Annotated in this window: 11 protein-coding genes; 7 read left to right on the top strand and 4 right to left on the bottom strand. The window is 60.9% G+C overall.

Annotated elements, in window-relative coordinates:
* Positions 1–53 precede the first annotated feature (53 nt).
* Positions 54–524, top strand: coding sequence for a RidA family protein (locus AC1RMX_RS10635; protein WP_096819495.1), 471 nt, complete (start codon positions 54–56; stop codon positions 522–524).
* On the top strand, positions 521–1,732 hold the full coding sequence (locus AC1RMX_RS10630) for an aminotransferase class V-fold PLP-dependent enzyme (RefSeq protein ID WP_493071782.1): 1,212 nt from the start codon (positions 521–523) through the stop codon (positions 1,730–1,732). Before AC1RMX_RS10635 ends, AC1RMX_RS10630 begins: the two co-directional genes overlap by 4 nt.
* Here AC1RMX_RS10630 and AC1RMX_RS10625 read toward each other — a convergent pair.
* Positions 1,702–2,043: an aspartate-semialdehyde dehydrogenase gene (locus tag AC1RMX_RS10625; RefSeq protein WP_096819497.1), complete on the bottom strand. Its 342-nt coding sequence runs from the start codon at positions 2,041–2,043 to the stop codon at positions 1,702–1,704. The two genes, AC1RMX_RS10630 and AC1RMX_RS10625, sit on opposite strands and share 31 nt — an antisense overlap.
* A 241-nt stretch (positions 2,044–2,284) precedes the next feature.
* Here AC1RMX_RS10625 and rapA point away from each other — a divergent pair, with 241 nt between their 5' ends.
* Entirely contained in the window at positions 2,285–5,131 is a 2,847-nt protein-coding gene (rapA, locus tag AC1RMX_RS10620) for an RNA polymerase-associated protein RapA (protein ID WP_096819498.1), read from the top strand.
* A gap of 101 nt (positions 5,132–5,232) precedes the next feature.
* Here the strand turns inward: rapA and AC1RMX_RS10615 are convergent, their stop codons facing one another.
* On the bottom strand, positions 5,233–6,582 hold the full coding sequence (locus AC1RMX_RS10615) for a spinster family MFS transporter (protein ID WP_493071779.1): 1,350 nt from the start codon (positions 6,580–6,582) through the stop codon (positions 5,233–5,235).
* Positions 6,583–6,884: 302 nt separating this feature from the next.
* Between AC1RMX_RS10615 and AC1RMX_RS10610 the strand changes: the two genes are divergently transcribed.
* Positions 6,885–7,238, top strand: a complete 354-nt coding sequence (locus AC1RMX_RS10610; protein WP_096819500.1) for a YkgJ family cysteine cluster protein — start codon at positions 6,885–6,887, stop codon at positions 7,236–7,238.
* A gap of 164 nt (positions 7,239–7,402) precedes the next feature.
* The gene (locus tag AC1RMX_RS10605) at positions 7,403–9,685 is read left to right on the top strand and encodes a putative bifunctional diguanylate cyclase/phosphodiesterase (protein WP_493071777.1); all 2,283 of its coding nucleotides are present in this window, start codon (positions 7,403–7,405) and stop codon (positions 9,683–9,685) included.
* Here AC1RMX_RS10605 and AC1RMX_RS10600 read toward each other — a convergent pair.
* A complete protein-coding gene (locus tag AC1RMX_RS10600) occupies positions 9,576–10,472 on the bottom strand; it encodes an NAD(P)-dependent oxidoreductase (protein WP_493071775.1) in 897 nt (298 codons plus the stop codon). The genes AC1RMX_RS10605 and AC1RMX_RS10600 overlap by 110 nt on opposite strands.
* Positions 10,473–10,669: 197 nt before the next feature.
* Here AC1RMX_RS10600 and AC1RMX_RS10595 point away from each other — a divergent pair, with 197 nt between their 5' ends.
* Positions 10,670–12,871, top strand: a complete 2,202-nt coding sequence (locus AC1RMX_RS10595; protein ID WP_493071773.1) for a hypothetical protein — start codon at positions 10,670–10,672, stop codon at positions 12,869–12,871.
* 250 nt (positions 12,872–13,121) lie between these two features.
* On the opposite strand, the gene AC1RMX_RS10590 is transcribed toward AC1RMX_RS10595, so the two are convergent.
* The gene (locus AC1RMX_RS10590) at positions 13,122–13,427 is read right to left on the bottom strand and encodes a DUF2288 domain-containing protein (protein WP_096819503.1); all 306 of its coding nucleotides are present in this window, start codon (positions 13,425–13,427) and stop codon (positions 13,122–13,124) included.
* A gap of 352 nt (positions 13,428–13,779) precedes the next feature.
* Here AC1RMX_RS10590 and AC1RMX_RS10585 point away from each other — a divergent pair, with 352 nt between their 5' ends.
* Positions 13,780–14,907 (top strand): branched-chain amino acid ABC transporter substrate-binding protein, encoded by a 1,128-nt coding sequence (locus AC1RMX_RS10585; protein ID WP_096819504.1) that lies wholly within the window; start codon positions 13,780–13,782, stop codon positions 14,905–14,907.
* The last annotated feature ends 128 nt before the right edge of the window (positions 14,908–15,035 follow it).

Genomic DNA, 15,035 nt, shown 5'->3' with positions numbered 1-15,035 from the left:
TCGCCCACCCTCCTGCACCAACATGCTGGAGTCCTCATTCACGAGGACTCCACATGACCGACTCAATCAAACAACGCGTCCAGCAACTCGGCCTGCAACTGCCTGCACCAAGCCAGCCGGTGGCCAACTACGTCAGCCACGTGATCAGTCAGAATCAGTTGTACATCGCCGGGCAGATTCCCATGCTCGATGGCAAACCTGCGTTTCTCGGGCGCCTCGGCGAAGCGATCTCCGACGAAGAAGGGGTCAACGCCGCCGAACTTGCCGCATTAGGCCTGCTGGCTCAGCTGAGCGATGCCTTGGGCGATGACCTGTCAAAACTGGTGCGGATCATCCGGCTCGGCGCGTTTATCGCCAGCACCCCGGACTTCCCGCGCCAGGGCGTGATCGCCAACGGCGCCTCGAACCTGCTGGTCAACGTCCTCGGCGACAAGGGCCGCCATGTGCGCACCGCCGTCGGGGTGTCGAGCCTGCCGGCCGGCGTGGCGGTGGAAGTCGACGCGATCTTCGAGCTCAAGCCGTGAACGTCGACGAAGTCCTGCGCCTGCGCGACGCCACGCCCGGCTGCGCGCAGGTGATCCATTTCAATCACGCCGGGGCCTCACTCCCGAGTCAGGCCACCCTCGACGCGGTGATCGGGCAACTGCAACGCGAAGCGCTCGGCGGGCCGATGGAGACGGCGGACATACAAGTGCAGCATCGCGCGCGCAGTGCCGCAGCCACCCTGCTCAACGCCCAACCCGAAGACATCGCCTTTGCCAGCAGCGGTTCGGCGGCGTGGAGCCAGGCATTCAACGCATTGGGGCCGTGGCATCCCGGCGAACGGATTCTGGTCGGACGCCATGAGTGGGCCGGCAACCTGGCCTGCATGGCCGAAGCGGTGAAGGCCGGTGCGCGACTGGAAGTGATCCCTTGCGATGCCCGTGGCGCCGTCGATCCACAAGCTCTGGCGCAAATGATTGACCGCCATGTGCGCCTGATCGCCCTGACCTGGCTACCGGCCAATGGTGGCCTGATCAACCCGGCGACGCAGATCGGAGCGATAGCCCGACGTCACGGCATCCCCTATTTCATCGACGCCGGCCAGGCGCTGGGGCAATTGCCCTGTGACGTCCAGGCCTTGCAGTGCGACATGCTCAAGGGTGCGGGGCGCAAGTTCCTGCGCGGGCCGCGCGGTACGGCGTTGATGTACATCCGGCCAGAATTCCTGCAACGACTGTTGCCCGTGCAGCGCGACGTACTCTCGGCACCGTGGGATGGCCAGCGCTTTACCTTGCGCGACGACGCCCGCCGCTTTGAAACCAGTGAAGTGTCATTGGCGCTACTCGCCGGATTGGCCAATGCGCTGGAGGAACATGAGCGCATCGGAGCAACGGCAATCCGAAAGCGGATCGTTGAGCTGAGCCAACCACTGCGCCGGCGTATGAAGGAGATTCCCGGGCTGACACCGCTAGATCTGGGGTCCGCCAACGAACAATCCGGACTGATCGCCTTCACGCTGGAAGGCTGGGATTGCGTGGCGCTGAAGCAGGCGCTGGCCGAACGGCGAATCAATATCGGCGCCAATGGCGTGGCCTACACGCCGCTGGACATGCAGGCGCGCGGGCTGAACTCGATTGCGAGGGTGTCGGTAAGTTATCTGAATACCGCAGAAGAAATCGAAATATTGCTGACGAATCTGGCTGAACTGGCCGCGCAGCCTCAGATCTCGATGTCGACCCACAAGCCCTGACGCGGCTGGTCTTCCATCAGCGGCACTACCGGCACGGTGTTGTCGGCATTGAGTTCGGTGCCCGGTACGGCGAGGTGCGCTTCGGGGTCGTCGTCGGCTTCACGGCGACGACGATCACGCTCCTGCTGGCGGCGCTGCTCTTCGCGCAGCAGATAACCGTCTTCTTCCGGATCGCGCTTTTGCAGGTCGATCGTGCTTTCGTTGGAGCTTTCCTGCACCGGCACCACCGGAGGAATGTCCGGCCGCTGGCGGATCGGGTCCTGCTGGGAAGTGATCGGCACGGCGCTCAAGGGGAGCATCGGTGGCAGCATATGAAGGGTCTCCTGTCAGCAGGCTATCGGCTGCGGCATCGGCGCCTTGAGCCATCGGTCGCAAACTTGTGACCGGATCGGCACTCGGTTGTGCCGCAATCGCTCGTAAAACCGACGCATGACCTAATCTTCCTTCAGTTGGCCGTCGGCATTTAATAGCCGCACGCGACGCCTAATCCTTTGGCCTCAGGGCCTCATTCCGTTAAGATAGCCCGCTTTTTCAAGGTGGGAGTCAGGCAGCATGGCGCAGCAGTATCAACCGGGGCAACGCTGGATCAGTGACAGCGAAGCAGAGCTTGGTTTAGGCACCGTTCTGGCACAGGACGGCCGCTTGTTGACCGTGCTTTACCCGGCCACTGGCGAAACCCGCCAGTACGCGCTAAGGAATGCGCCCCTGACCCGCGTGCGATTCTCGCCGGGCGACTCCATTACCCACTTCGAAGGCTGGAAGATGACCGTGCGCGAAGTCGAGGATGCCGATGGCCTGCTCGTCTATCACGGTCTGAACGCCGAGAACGAAGCCGTCACCCTGCCGGAAACCCAGCTGTCGAACTTCATTCAGTTCCGTCTGGCCAGCGACCGTCTGTTCGCCGGCCAGATCGACCCGCTGTCGTGGTTCTCCCTGCGCTACCACACCCTGGAACACACCAGCCGCCAGTTGCAGTCTGCGCTGTGGGGCCTGGGTGGCGTGCGTGCACAGCCAATCGCTCACCAGTTGCACATTGCCCGTGAAGTCGCCGACCGCATCGCGCCACGGGTACTGCTGGCGGACGAAGTGGGTCTGGGCAAGACCATCGAAGCCGGTCTGGTGATCCATCGCCAACTGCTGTCGGGTCGCGCCAGTCGCGTGCTGATCCTGGTGCCGGAAAACCTCCAGCACCAGTGGCTGGTGGAAATGCGCCGCCGCTTCAACCTTGAGGTCGCGCTGTTCGACGAAGAACGCTTCATCGAAAGCGATGCCGTCAACCCGTTCGAAGACACCCAGCTTGCCCTCGTGGCGCTGGAGTGGCTGGTCGACGACGAAAAGGCCCAGGACGCCCTGTTCGCTGCCGGCTGGGATCTGCTGGTCGTCGACGAAGCACACCACCTGGTCTGGCACGAAGAAAAAGTCAGCCCGGAATACTCGCTGGTCGAACAACTGGCTGAAGTCATTCCCGGCGTGCTGCTGCTCACCGCCACCCCGGAACAACTCGGCCAGGACAGCCACTTCGCCCGTCTGCGCCTGCTCGACCCGAACCGTTTCCATGACCTGGCAGCCTTCCGCGCCGAAAGCGAGAACTATCGCCCGGTGGCCGAAGCCGTTCAGGAGCTTCTGGACAAGGGGCGCCTGTCGCCTGCCGCACACAAGACCATCCACGGTTTCCTCGGCAACGAAGGTGAAGCCCTGTTGACCGCCGTCAACGATGGCGACACCGAAGCCAGCGCCCGCCTCGTGCGTGAGCTGCTCGACCGTCACGGCACCGGCCGCGTGCTGTTCCGTAACACCCGCGCCGCCGTGCAGGGTTTCCCGGAGCGCAAACTGCACCCGTACCCGCTGCCGTGCCCGGACGAATACCTCGAACTGCCACTGGGCGATCACGCCGAGCTGTACCCGGAAGTCAGCTTCCAGGCCCAGCCGGATGCCAGCGAAGAAGAACGCTGGTGGAAATTCGACCCGCGCGTCGAGTGGCTGATCGATCAGCTGAAAATGCTCAAGCGCACCAAGGTGCTGGTGATCTGCGCCCACGCCGAAACCGCGATGGACCTGGAAGACGCCCTGCGCGTACGTTCCGGCATCCCGGCCACGGTGTTCCATGAAGGCATGAACATCCTTGAGCGTGACCGCGCCGCCGCCTACTTCGCCGACGAAGAGTTCGGCGCGCAGGTGCTGATCTGCTCGGAAATCGGCAGTGAAGGTCGTAACTTCCAGTTCGCCCACCACCTGGTGCTGTTCGATCTGCCGTCGCACCCGGACCTGCTGGAACAACGCATCGGTCGTCTGGACCGGATCGGCCAGAAACACATCATCGAATTGCACGTGCCGTACCTGGAAACCAGCCCGCAAGAGCGTCTGTTCCAGTGGTATCACGAAGCACTGAACGCGTTCCTCAACACCTGCCCGACCGGCAACGCCTTGCAGCATCAGTTCGGCCCGCGCCTGCTGCCGCTGCTGGAAGAGGCTGACGATGGCGAGTGGCAGACGCTGATCGACGAAGCGCGCACCGAGCGTGAGCGTCTGGAAGCCGAGCTGCACACCGGTCGCGACCGTCTGCTGGAGTTGAACTCCGGCGGTGCCGGCGAAGGTGAAGCGCTGGTCGAGGACATCCTCGAGCAAGACGATCAGTTCGCACTGCCGATCTACATGGAAACCCTGTTCGACGCGTTCGGCATCGACAGCGAAGATCATTCGGAAAACGCCCTGATCCTCAAGCCGAGCGAGAAGATGCTCGATGCCAGCTTCCCGCTGGGCGACGACGAAGGCGTGACCATCACCTACGACCGCAACCAGGCGCTGTCGCGTGAAGACATGCAGTTCATCACCTGGGAACACCCAATGGTGCAGGGCGGCATGGATCTGGTGCTGTCCGGTTCGATGGGCAACACCGCCGTCGCGCTGATCAAGAACAAGGCACTCAAGCCGGGCACTGTCCTGCTGGAACTGCTGTACGTCAGCGAAGTGGTGGCTCCGCGCGCCCTGCAACTGGGCCGCTACCTGCCACCGGCCGCCCTGCGCTGCCTGCTCGATGCCAATGGCAACGACCTGTCGGCCCGTGTGGCGTTCGAAACCCTGAACGATCAACTGGAAAGCGTGCCACGCGCCAGCGCCAACAAGTTCATCCAGGCCCAGCGCGATCAGCTGACGCCACGGATCAACGCCGGTGAAGAAAAGATCACCCCGCGTCACGCCGAGCGCGTGGCCGAGGCCCGCCGTCGTCTGGCGGCCGACACCGACGAAGAACTGGCACGCCTGACCGCGTTGCAAGCGGTCAACCCGACCGTGCGCGACAGCGAACTGGTTGCCCTGCGCAAACAGCGCGAGCAAGGCCTGGCCATGCTCGACAAGGCGGCGCTGCGACTGGAAGCGATTCGGGTGCTGGTAGCGGGTTAAACCGCCCTGCTCCTCCGCCACACATGAAAAGGCCCGCAGCGATGCGGGCCTTTTTTGTACACCGTAGATCGTTCCCACGCAGAGCGTGGGAACGACCATCCTCAGGCCGTGACCGCTGCCACCTCAGTCTCAACCACCGCCACCAAGTCCTCCTTCATCCGCTTCGCATCCCGCACAAAACACCGCGCCGCCAGAAACAGAAATACCATGGTCAGGAACAGTGCCACCGGGATCAGGTACATCGCGTCATGCAGGCCGACCGCCTTGAACGCCTCGGTCATCTGCTCGGCGCCCGCCGAAATCATGGCCGACTTGGCAAAGTGATCGGACAAACCACCGACCACCACCGGCCCCAGACCACCGCCCAGCAAATACAACCCGGCAAAGAACAGCGCCATCGCCGTGGCCCGCAGGCGCGGTTCGACCACGTCCTGAATCGCCGTGTACACGCAGGTGTAGAAGTTATAGGCAAACAGCCAGCCGACACTGAACAACGCGACAAACACACCGATCTCGATCCGCCCGGCGTGCAGTGCCCAAGCGGTGCACACGGTGGAAATGTTCAGGCTGAACGCCGCAAACAGCAGCCGCCCGTTAGCCACGCGCTGATGGATCTTGTCGGCGATCCAGCCGCCGAGCGTCAGACCGATCAGTCCGGTCACGCCGACGATCAGCCCCGTGGCCACTGCCGCTTCCTGCAACGGCATCAGAAAATAGCGCTGGAGCATCGGCACCAAAAACGAGTTACAAGCATAGGTGGCGAAGTTGAAGCACAACCCGGCCATCACCAGCCACAGAAAAGTCGGCACCGCGAGAATCCGGCGGACCGGCTTGTCGACTTTCTCCTGCGACACTTGCACGGTCTCCGCCGCGCCGCGCTTGGGTTCCTTGATGAAAAACATGAACACCGCCAGCAGCAACCCCGGCACGGCAGCAATAAAGAACGGCGCACGCCAGCTGTCGAACGCCTTGACCATCGCGCCGATGGTGAAAAACGCCAGCAGCAGCCCCAACGGCAAGCCCAGCATGAAGATGCCCATGGCCCGCGCGCGACGGTGCGCCGGGAACAGGTCGCCGATCAGCGAGTTGGCGGCGGGCGCGTAACTGGCCTCACCGATGCCGATGCCCATGCGCACCAGCAGGAAACTCCAGAAACTGCCGACCAGGCCGTTGACCGCCGTCAACGCGCTCCAGGTCGCCAGCCCCCAGCCCATCAGCTTGCTGCGCGAGCCGGTGTCGGCCATGCGCCCCAGCGGCAGGCCGGCAATGGCATAGACGATAGTGAACGCGGTGCCGACGATCCCCAGCTGAAAGTCGCTGAGGTGCCATTCCATGCGGATCGGCTCGATGATGATCGCGGGGATGGTGCGATCGAAGAAATTGAACAGGTTGGCGAGGAACAGCAGGAACAGAATGCGCCAGGCATTCGCCGCTTGGGTCGAGTTCTGCATGGGTCCGTCTCTTTTATTGTTATAGGGCTTCACTGCCGACGCATCCGAGCCCGGAACCTGCAATCTAGTCACGCTCGTCGGGACTGTCTGTGATCATTCGTCAGCCTGATGACGGGCCATGGCCGTGTAACGAAACGTAAGCCCTTGAAATGCTTCGAATCCCCCGAAAACCGGGGGTTTTGCGGAAAAATCCGGCAATGAAAAAATACTTTCACGCCCCCCTTCCCAACGCCGTGGCAAAGCCTAGAATGGCCGCCGGATCCGTCCGGATCCTGCCGATCAATCCCTTTGATGCCCCCCTAATGTCCGAAGTCAGTCCGTGTCTGAGTTGCGGTGCCTGCTGTTCCCATTTTCGTGTTTCATTTTTCTGGGGGGAATGCGCATCCTCCGGCGGGACCGTACCCGACGAACTGGTCACCCAAATCACGCCCAGCCGGGTCGCGATGATCGGTACCGACCGCAAAGCGCCGCGCTGCACCGCGCTGGAAGGCGAAGTCGGAAAATCGGTGGCCTGCACGATCTACGACAAGCGTTCCAGCCCCTGCCGCGAGTTCGAGGCGTCGTGGGAAAACGGCGAGCAGAACACCGACTGCGACAAGGCGCGTGCCCGTTTTGGCCTGCCGCCATTGCAACCGCACTGGAACGAAGTCGCCTGAGCTACCGAGCGTACGAGGCTTAGCGCCAATCGCTATGACGCTCATGCCAAAATCATTAGAGCCAATGTGCCACCACCGCTTGCGCCCCGAAATCGGCCTCTATACTGCATTCATTCGCCTGCGTTGATGACGCAGTAAGGAAGCACTCAGAGACGGGGCATGCTATGGAGTGGCTTGGTTTGCAGTTTGTTGCCGAGCTGCCGGAGAGCGGGCAGGTCATTCTCAATTGCACACACAATCCCTTGCTGGTGCTGATCGCCTATCTGGTGGCCTGCGCCGCAAGCTTCGCTACCCTCGACATGGCGGAACGCGTCGGCCATGCCGAAGATCCCGGATCACGCAGGATCTGGCGCTGGATCGGGGCCACCTGCCTGGCCGGTGGCATCTGGGCCATGCATTTCATCAGCATGCTGGCGTTCCAGACGCCGATCGACATCCAGTACGATCAGTCCATCACCCTGTTTTCCCTGCTGATCGCCGTGCTGGCCTCCTGGCTGGCCATGCACACGCTGAGCGAGCCACAGCCCAGTCTGCTGCAATACCTCAAGACCGCCATCGTCATCGGCTTGGGCATCGCCGGCATGCACTACGTCGGCATGGCCGCCATGCAATCGGCGGCCACGGCCTACTACGACCCGACCCTGTTCGGACTGTCGATCCTGATTGCAATCGGTGCCAGTTTCGCCGCCCTGTGGGTGGCCGGGAATTTGCGTGAAGGCAGCGGCCTGCACAACCAGATGCTCAAATACGTGGCCACACTGATTCTCGGGGCCGGCATCATCAGCATGCACTTTACCGGCATGGCGGCCTTGCATCTGGTCCTCCCGGAGGGGAGCATTCCCACACTGAAGGTCGACTCCAGCCATCTGCAACTGGGGCTCACCGTCGCCTTTATCACCCTGCTGATCCTCGGCAGCGCCATCAGCGCCGCACTGGCCGACAAGAAACTGCAGAACAAGGAACAAGACCTGCGCCGGGTCAACATGTTGCTCAGCCAGCTCGATCAGGCGCGGATGTCGCTGCAGCAGGCGGCCAATTACGACGCCCTGACCAACCTGATCAACCGTCGCGGTTTCAACCAGCTCTTCGCTGAAAAGCTCAGCCAGAAATCCACCGAGGGCGGCATGCTCGCGGTGATGTTTCTCGACATCGATCACTTCAAACGCATCAACGACAGCCTCGGCCATGATGCCGGCGACGAACTGCTCAAAGTCATCGCCCAACACATCAAAGGTTCGGTGCGCGGCCATGAAGACGTGGTCGCCCGTTTCGGCGGCGACGAATTCTGCATCCTGATCGGCCTGCGCGACCGAGAAGAAGCCCGCAACCTGGCCCAGCGCATCATGCTCAAGATGAAGGAGCCGATCGAACTGGCCGGGCGGCGCATGGTGATGACCACCAGCATCGGCATCAGCCTGTTTCCCGAAGACGGCACCACCTGTGATGAACTGCTCAAGCACGCGGACCTGGCGCTGTATCAATCCAAAGGTGCTGGACGCAACGGCGTGCACTTTTTCGATTCCAACCTGAAAAACCGCGCAAGCCTGGAGCTGCAACTGGAAGAAGAACTGCGTCTTGCCCTGCGCGAAGAGAACGGGCTGATGCTGTATTACCAGCCGATCTTCGAACTGAAGACCGGCAAGGTCACCAAGCTTGAAGCGCTGATTCGCTGGCAGCACCCGGTGCACGGCCTGCTGACCCCGGATCGCTTTATCGCCATCGCCGAAAACAACGGCCTGATCGCCGAACTGGACAACTGGGTGTTGCGCAAGGCCTGTGAAGACCTTGGCGAATTGTCGCGCCATGGCTGTGATGACCTGAAGATCGCCTGGAACTGCTCACCGCTGAATCTGGCCCGGGAAGAACTGGCCAATGAAATCGAACACGCCTTGCGCAGTGCCGGCGTTTCCCCCGAACGGCTGGAGCTGGAGGTGACCGAGAATGCCCTGATGGGCAACATCGCCAACACGCTGGTGCTGTTGCGGCAGATCCGCGCCCTGGGCGTGTCGTTGTCGATCGATGATTTCGGTACCGGCTATTCGTCGCTGGCCTACCTCAAGCGACTGCCGCTCAACACACTGAAAGTCGACCGCTCATTTATCCTCGATATTCCCAAAGCCACCGCCGACATGGAAATCGTCCAGGCGATCATTGTCATGGCCCACACCCTGCACTTGCAGGTGGTCACCGAAGGCGTGGAAAGCCTGGAGCAATACGAATTCCTCGAACGTTCGGGCTGCGACTTCATTCAGGGCTACCTGCTCAGCCGTCCGGTGCCGCTGGACGAACTGCGCCCGGTCCTGGAAGAGATCAATCAGCGCAAACACGCCCACGCGGTCAATCCGCTGACGCTGGCTCGCGGTACATTTTCACCAGTGTTGATGGATCTTTCGCCAAAAAGCCCTGCGCCCCATGCAGGCGCATCAGTTGTGCGGCCAATCCGCTGATCGGCGTGGCCGAGCCCACTTCGCGAGAAAACTTCACCGCCGTGTCGAGATCCTTGAGCAGCGTGCGCACGTGCCATTTCACCGGTTCGAAACGGCTTTCGGCCATTTGCGGGGCGAGGATCTGCAACGGCTTCGAATCGGCGAAACCACCGGCCAGTGCCTCGGCGATCAGACTGGCGTCGACCCCGGACTGCTCGGCCAGCGCGACCACTTCGGCAATCACCAGCGCATTGCACGCGACGATCATCTGGTTGCAGGCCTTGGTCACCTGGCCGGCGCCGACGCCGCCCATGTGCGTGACGCGCTGACCGAGGGCGAGCAACACCGGGCGTACGCGATCAAGATCCGTTGCATCACCACCCACCATGATCGCCAGACTGCCAGCCTCGGCCCCGACCACGCCGCCGGACACCGGTGAATCGAGCCACGTCATGCCAGTCCTGTCGGCCAACTCAGCCGCCATCTCGCGAGTCGCCGTCGGTTCCAGACTGGAAAAATCCACCAGCAACTGACCACGCTTCGCCCCTTCTGCGACACCGGCCGGGCCATACACCACCTCACGCACCACCGCCGTGTCGGCGAGGCACAGCATCACCACATCGGCGTGCCGGCACAGCTCGGCGGGTGTCGCCACCTGCCGGGCACCGGCCTCGACCAGCGGCGCGCATTTGTCCGGATTGCGGTTCCACACGGTCAGCGGATAACCCGCTGCCAGCAGACGCCGGCACATCGGCAGGCCCATCAGACCGATTCCGGCAAACCCCAACGAAGGTAGCGTTGACATCATTTAGCCTCCTTTTGATTAAAGATCGCCGAATAATGGCCGATCCATCATCAATCAGGAAAGGATTCCCCCGCGCGGCACTCAGGCCAGAACCCTGACGCACGGGCCAAATACGCGCAGTAAAAAGACGCGAGATTCCCATTCCGTGAGGCTCGACGACACCGGTCGCCGAACCAACCAGTCCAGGTATATGGCGCACAATGACTTCTAAAAACAATCCGGCCACTGCGGTATCCGATCTGACCCTGAGCCCAGCAGCGAACAGCCCTGCCCCGATGAAGCCATTGCCTCCTTCGCGCCCGTTGGGCACCCAGCAATACCTGTATTTCACCGAAACCAACACCGACCGCATCCTCGACAACCTCGATGGCCTGCGTGACCTGGTGTTCCCGCGCCCGCCGCACCTGGAAGGCGACAACGAGCAGCACAACGATCAGGAATTCCCGTCGGTGTGCCTGATCGGCCTCGGTCGCTGCGGCTCCAACATCGCCCTCGACGTGGCGGAGCTGGTGTACAACGCACGCAAGTTCTACCTCAACGAATTCAACAACGAAGATCGCGCGGTTGACCGGCGTCTAGCGACCGACAAAGGCTACAGCCCGGCCCAGTGGATCAAGCAGAACCTGCGGATCGGCCCGAACAAGTCGACCAAACCGGTGTTCCTGGTCGAGCCGCTGGTGATGCTCGGCGACCTGGACAAAGACATCGCCGGACGCATCCGCTTCTCGCGCAAGGGCGAAAAGAGCGGCTTCCTGCGCGACTACAGCAAAATGAAGATCATGGACTTGTCCGAAGTCCACGCCGGCGGCGCCGGTAACGCGCCAATCCTCGGCCAGTACCTGGCGAAGATCATCCTGAACAAGGACACCCAGCGCTTCTCCAGCCCTGACTGGAAAATGATCCACTCGTACCTGATCGACAGCTGCGGCATCAAGGCCAACCAGTCGCGCCTGTATTTCTCGATCTTCAGTGCCGGCGGCGGTACCGGTTCGGGCATGGCCTCGGAATTCGGCCTGGCCCAGCAGCACTCGTACATGAACAAGACGTTCGACACCAAGCCGATGGACGAACATGACGGCAAGAGCGGTCATTCGTTCGTGTTCGAGCCGATCTTCACCAGCGGCATCTGCGTGCTGCCGAACATTTCCGACCACCGCAGCGAAATGTCCGAGGCGCTGCACATCAACGCCGGTCGCCTGCTGTGCAAATACCTCTCGGAAGAATGGGATTTCTCGTACAACTTCGCCAACGAAGACAGCAGCGAAGCCAGCGTCATGGGCCGTATCCGCCCATGGAACGCGATGATGCTGATCTCCAACGACATCATGCGTTACGCCGAAGAAAGCGATGACGGCAACATCCAGAACATTGATGTCAATGCGATGGAGAAGCACGCCAACCAGTACATCTCGCAGCAGATCTTCAACATTCTGACGGCCCAGGCAGTCACGACCGACTACGACCAGAACTATTTCCGTCGTGCCGGCATCGACATCGGCGAGACCATTCGCCTGGACGCCAACGACCTGTTCATGAGTCTGGCCGGCCCGGTGGCGATTGCCTACGCAGAATCGGTAGTGCCGGAAACGCCGCCGCCGAGCAGCGACAAGTTCAAGGTGTTCGACAAAGAGCCACAGCGCCTGAACATCGACGACCTGTTCTTCCGTTCGATCGACCTGCCGCACTTCAACAAGGTCACCCAGGCCATCGAAGGCATCAGCCTGCTGCCGATCGAATCCAAGCGTTATCGCGCCTCGCTCGAGCAGTACAAGAACTCCGGCTACGACGCCGCTGCGCTGCATGACCTGCACTTCTTCAAGAACTGCTCGTCGGTGGTCTCGATCGTTTCGCTGCCGAAAGACTACAAACTGTCGTACATGGACCTGAACCGGTTGAAGACCCACCTCAACAGCCTGTTCCCCAACACCACGCTCAAGCGTTACGCACTGGTGATCGGCGCCTCGGCGAACCTGTCGCTGACCACCCTGATCGCCAAGAGCCCGTGCCTGTCGGACGACTTCCTGACCCTGATCGTGGCGTTCATCAAGCGTTGCTTCGCGAAGAACCCGTACCGTTTCGACGAGACCCTGGACAACTCGATCCTCGACTTCATCATCAATGAAGAATTCGACGAAGACCGTATCGACGAATTGCTCAACGAATTCGAGAACCCGGCGAAGATCCTCGATACCAACTGGTACGCGATCAAGCCGATGTACGAGAAGAAGTACCGCGAGCTGATCAACGACAAAGAGAAGTTTGTCTCGATCAACGACATCCGCCTGTCGCGCGATTGCGTGAAGAAGTCGATCAAGTACCTGCGCGAGATCTACCGTCACCGGATCGGCAAGACCAAGGTCATCTCGCTGAATAACCATACTGGCAAGACTTACTCGGTCTGATCGAAGACCGAGGCGACTCCATCGCGAGCTGGCTCGCGATGGAGTCCTCGAATTCCCCGATTTATTCAGCCTTTCCAACATCCAGAAACAATTAAGCAGCCGTTAGGCTGCTTACTAAACTGTGCCCGTTACGTTTACGTCACCGTTATGCCACCCCCGCTTGTGGCATTTCTCTACGGCAACGTGCCATCACGCTACTCGGCTACACACTTTTCCTCGGTGATCGCGCGCACCAACAAGGCGCACCACCTCAGGCGGACGCCCTTTCCTGGACCAGAATCCATGGCCGAACCACGACCGCCCACATCTGCGGATCACGTTCAAAAATATCCAGCGCCCGCGTTTCAGACAGCTTGGCGACTTTGTCTTCGGCCAGCCAGGCAGCGACTTTCTCGCCTTGATCCGATGCCACGGCCTCGGCCACGGCGATCAAATCCAGGTCAGCGTCGACCCACAATAGGGCACCCTGGGCGTAGAAGCGCTCCAGCTCCTTCCAGGTAATAGATGCGGTTTCACCAAGCAGCTTGGCATAGAGGGTGCTAGGTTCTTGATTCATGGGACTGTCCGGAAAAGAAATCGGCGCGAATGATAACGTCGGTGGTCCGGCAGAAAAACCCGGTAGCAAAAGGCTGTACCGAACGAAAAGAGCAGGAAGGCCAGGGAATGCTGATGATTGGGGTATAAGCCCTCTGAACGTCCCGCCGCAATTCTGTCTTTTTCTTTCATTAAAGCGACATCTCCAGAATTTGCCCCTGGGCGCCAGCTTCCCAGGCCAACAACCGGCGCTCTACACTGTACCGGTACAGTTGCCGGGGGCATTTCCGGACGATATCGCGATGATATCTGGCCCGGTTCTGCTGCTACGGCGTCAGGACTCTAAAAAAATACAACAGTAAGAGTGGAGCACTATGACTAAGGCTACTAAGCAGATTTCCAAACTGTTTGCCGCTATGGTACTGGCCGGGGTTGCCAGCCATTCGTTCGCAGCTGACACCATCAAGATCGGTATCGCCGGCCCTAAAACCGGCCCGGTAGCCCAGTACGGCGACATGCAGTTCAGTGGCGCCAAAATGGCCATCGAACAGATCAACGCCAAGGGCGGCGTCGACGGCAAGAAGCTCGAAGCCGTTGAATACGATGACGCTTGCGATCCGAAACAAGCGGTAGCCGTAGCGAACAAGGTCGTCAACGACGGCGTCAAGTTCGTGGTCGGTCACCTGTGCTCCAGCTCCACTCAGCCTGCTTCGGACGTTTACGAAGACGAAGGCGTGATCATGATCACCCCGGCTGCCACCAGCCCGGACATCACCAGCCGTGGTTACAAAATGGTGTTCCGCACCATCGGTCTGGACAGCGCCCAGGGCCCTGCCGCCGGCAACTACATTGCCGATCACGTGAAACCGAAAATCGTTGCTGTTCTGCACGACAAACAGCAATACGGTGAAGGCATCGCCACCGCCGTGAAGAAAACCCTGGAAGGCAAAGGCGTCAAGGTTGCCGTGTTCGAAGGCGTCAACGCCGGCGACAAAGACTTCTCCTCGATGATCTCCAAGCTCAAGCAAGCCAACGTCGACTTCGTCTACTACGGCGGCTACCACCCAGAGCTGGGCCTGATCCTGCGTCAGTCCCAGGAAAAAGGCCTGAAAGCCAAGTTCATGGGTCCGGAAGGCGTGGGTAACGACTCCATCTCGCAGATCGCCAAGGACGCGTCCGAAGGCCTGCTGGTGACCCTGCCGAAGTCCTTCGACCAGGATCCGGCCAACGTTGCTCTGGCTGATGCATTCAAGGCGAAGAAAGAAGACCCGAGCGGCCCGTTCGTGTTCCCTTCCTACTCGGCGGTTGAAGTGATTGCCGGCGGTATCGCCGCTGCCAAATCCGAAGACCCTGCGAAAGTGGCGGCCGCCATTCACGCCGGCACCTTCAAGACCCCTACCGGCGACCTGAGCTTCGATGCCAAGGGCGACCTGAAGGACTTCAAATTCGTGGTCTACGAGTGGCACTTCGGCAAACCTAAAACCGAAGTTTCGCCTCAGTAAGGCGCTGCCTGACTGACTGCCAATAAAGCCCACGGCGTGCCGTGGGCTTTGTTTTACGAATGTATTGGGCCGCGCTGGCGTGATCCGCCAGTCTCCCCACCTGAAAATCTCAAAACCGTCATCAGCGG

Source organism: Pseudomonas sp. GW822-FHT03F04 (genome assembly GCF_058801405.1).
The sequence above is the reverse complement of the archived record's forward strand: the minus strand, read 5'-3'. Positions and strand labels throughout refer to the sequence as shown.

Excerpts from the sequence above, each read along its gene's own strand:
- AC1RMX_RS10610 (WP_096819500.1), top strand. The coding sequence starts at position 6,885 with ATGTCCGAAGTCAGTCCGTGTCTGAGTTGCGGTGCCTGCTGTTCCCAT.
- AC1RMX_RS10590 (WP_096819503.1), bottom strand. The coding sequence starts at position 13,427 with ATGAATCAAGAACCTAGCACCCTCTATGCCAAGCTGCTTGGTGAAACC.
- AC1RMX_RS10615 (WP_493071779.1), bottom strand. The coding sequence starts at position 6,582 with ATGCAGAACTCGACCCAAGCGGCGAATGCCTGGCGCATTCTGTTCCTG.
- AC1RMX_RS10635 (WP_096819495.1), top strand. The coding sequence starts at position 54 with ATGACCGACTCAATCAAACAACGCGTCCAGCAACTCGGCCTGCAACTG.
- AC1RMX_RS10600 (WP_493071775.1), bottom strand. The coding sequence starts at position 10,472 with ATGATGTCAACGCTACCTTCGTTGGGGTTTGCCGGAATCGGTCTGATG.
- AC1RMX_RS10585 (WP_096819504.1), top strand. The coding sequence starts at position 13,780 with ATGACTAAGGCTACTAAGCAGATTTCCAAACTGTTTGCCGCTATGGTA.
- AC1RMX_RS10625 (WP_096819497.1), bottom strand. The coding sequence starts at position 2,043 with ATGCTGCCACCGATGCTCCCCTTGAGCGCCGTGCCGATCACTTCCCAG.
- AC1RMX_RS10605 (WP_493071777.1), top strand. The coding sequence starts at position 7,403 with ATGGAGTGGCTTGGTTTGCAGTTTGTTGCCGAGCTGCCGGAGAGCGGG.
- AC1RMX_RS10595 (WP_493071773.1), top strand. The coding sequence starts at position 10,670 with ATGACTTCTAAAAACAATCCGGCCACTGCGGTATCCGATCTGACCCTG.
- rapA (WP_096819498.1), top strand. The coding sequence starts at position 2,285 with ATGGCGCAGCAGTATCAACCGGGGCAACGCTGGATCAGTGACAGCGAA.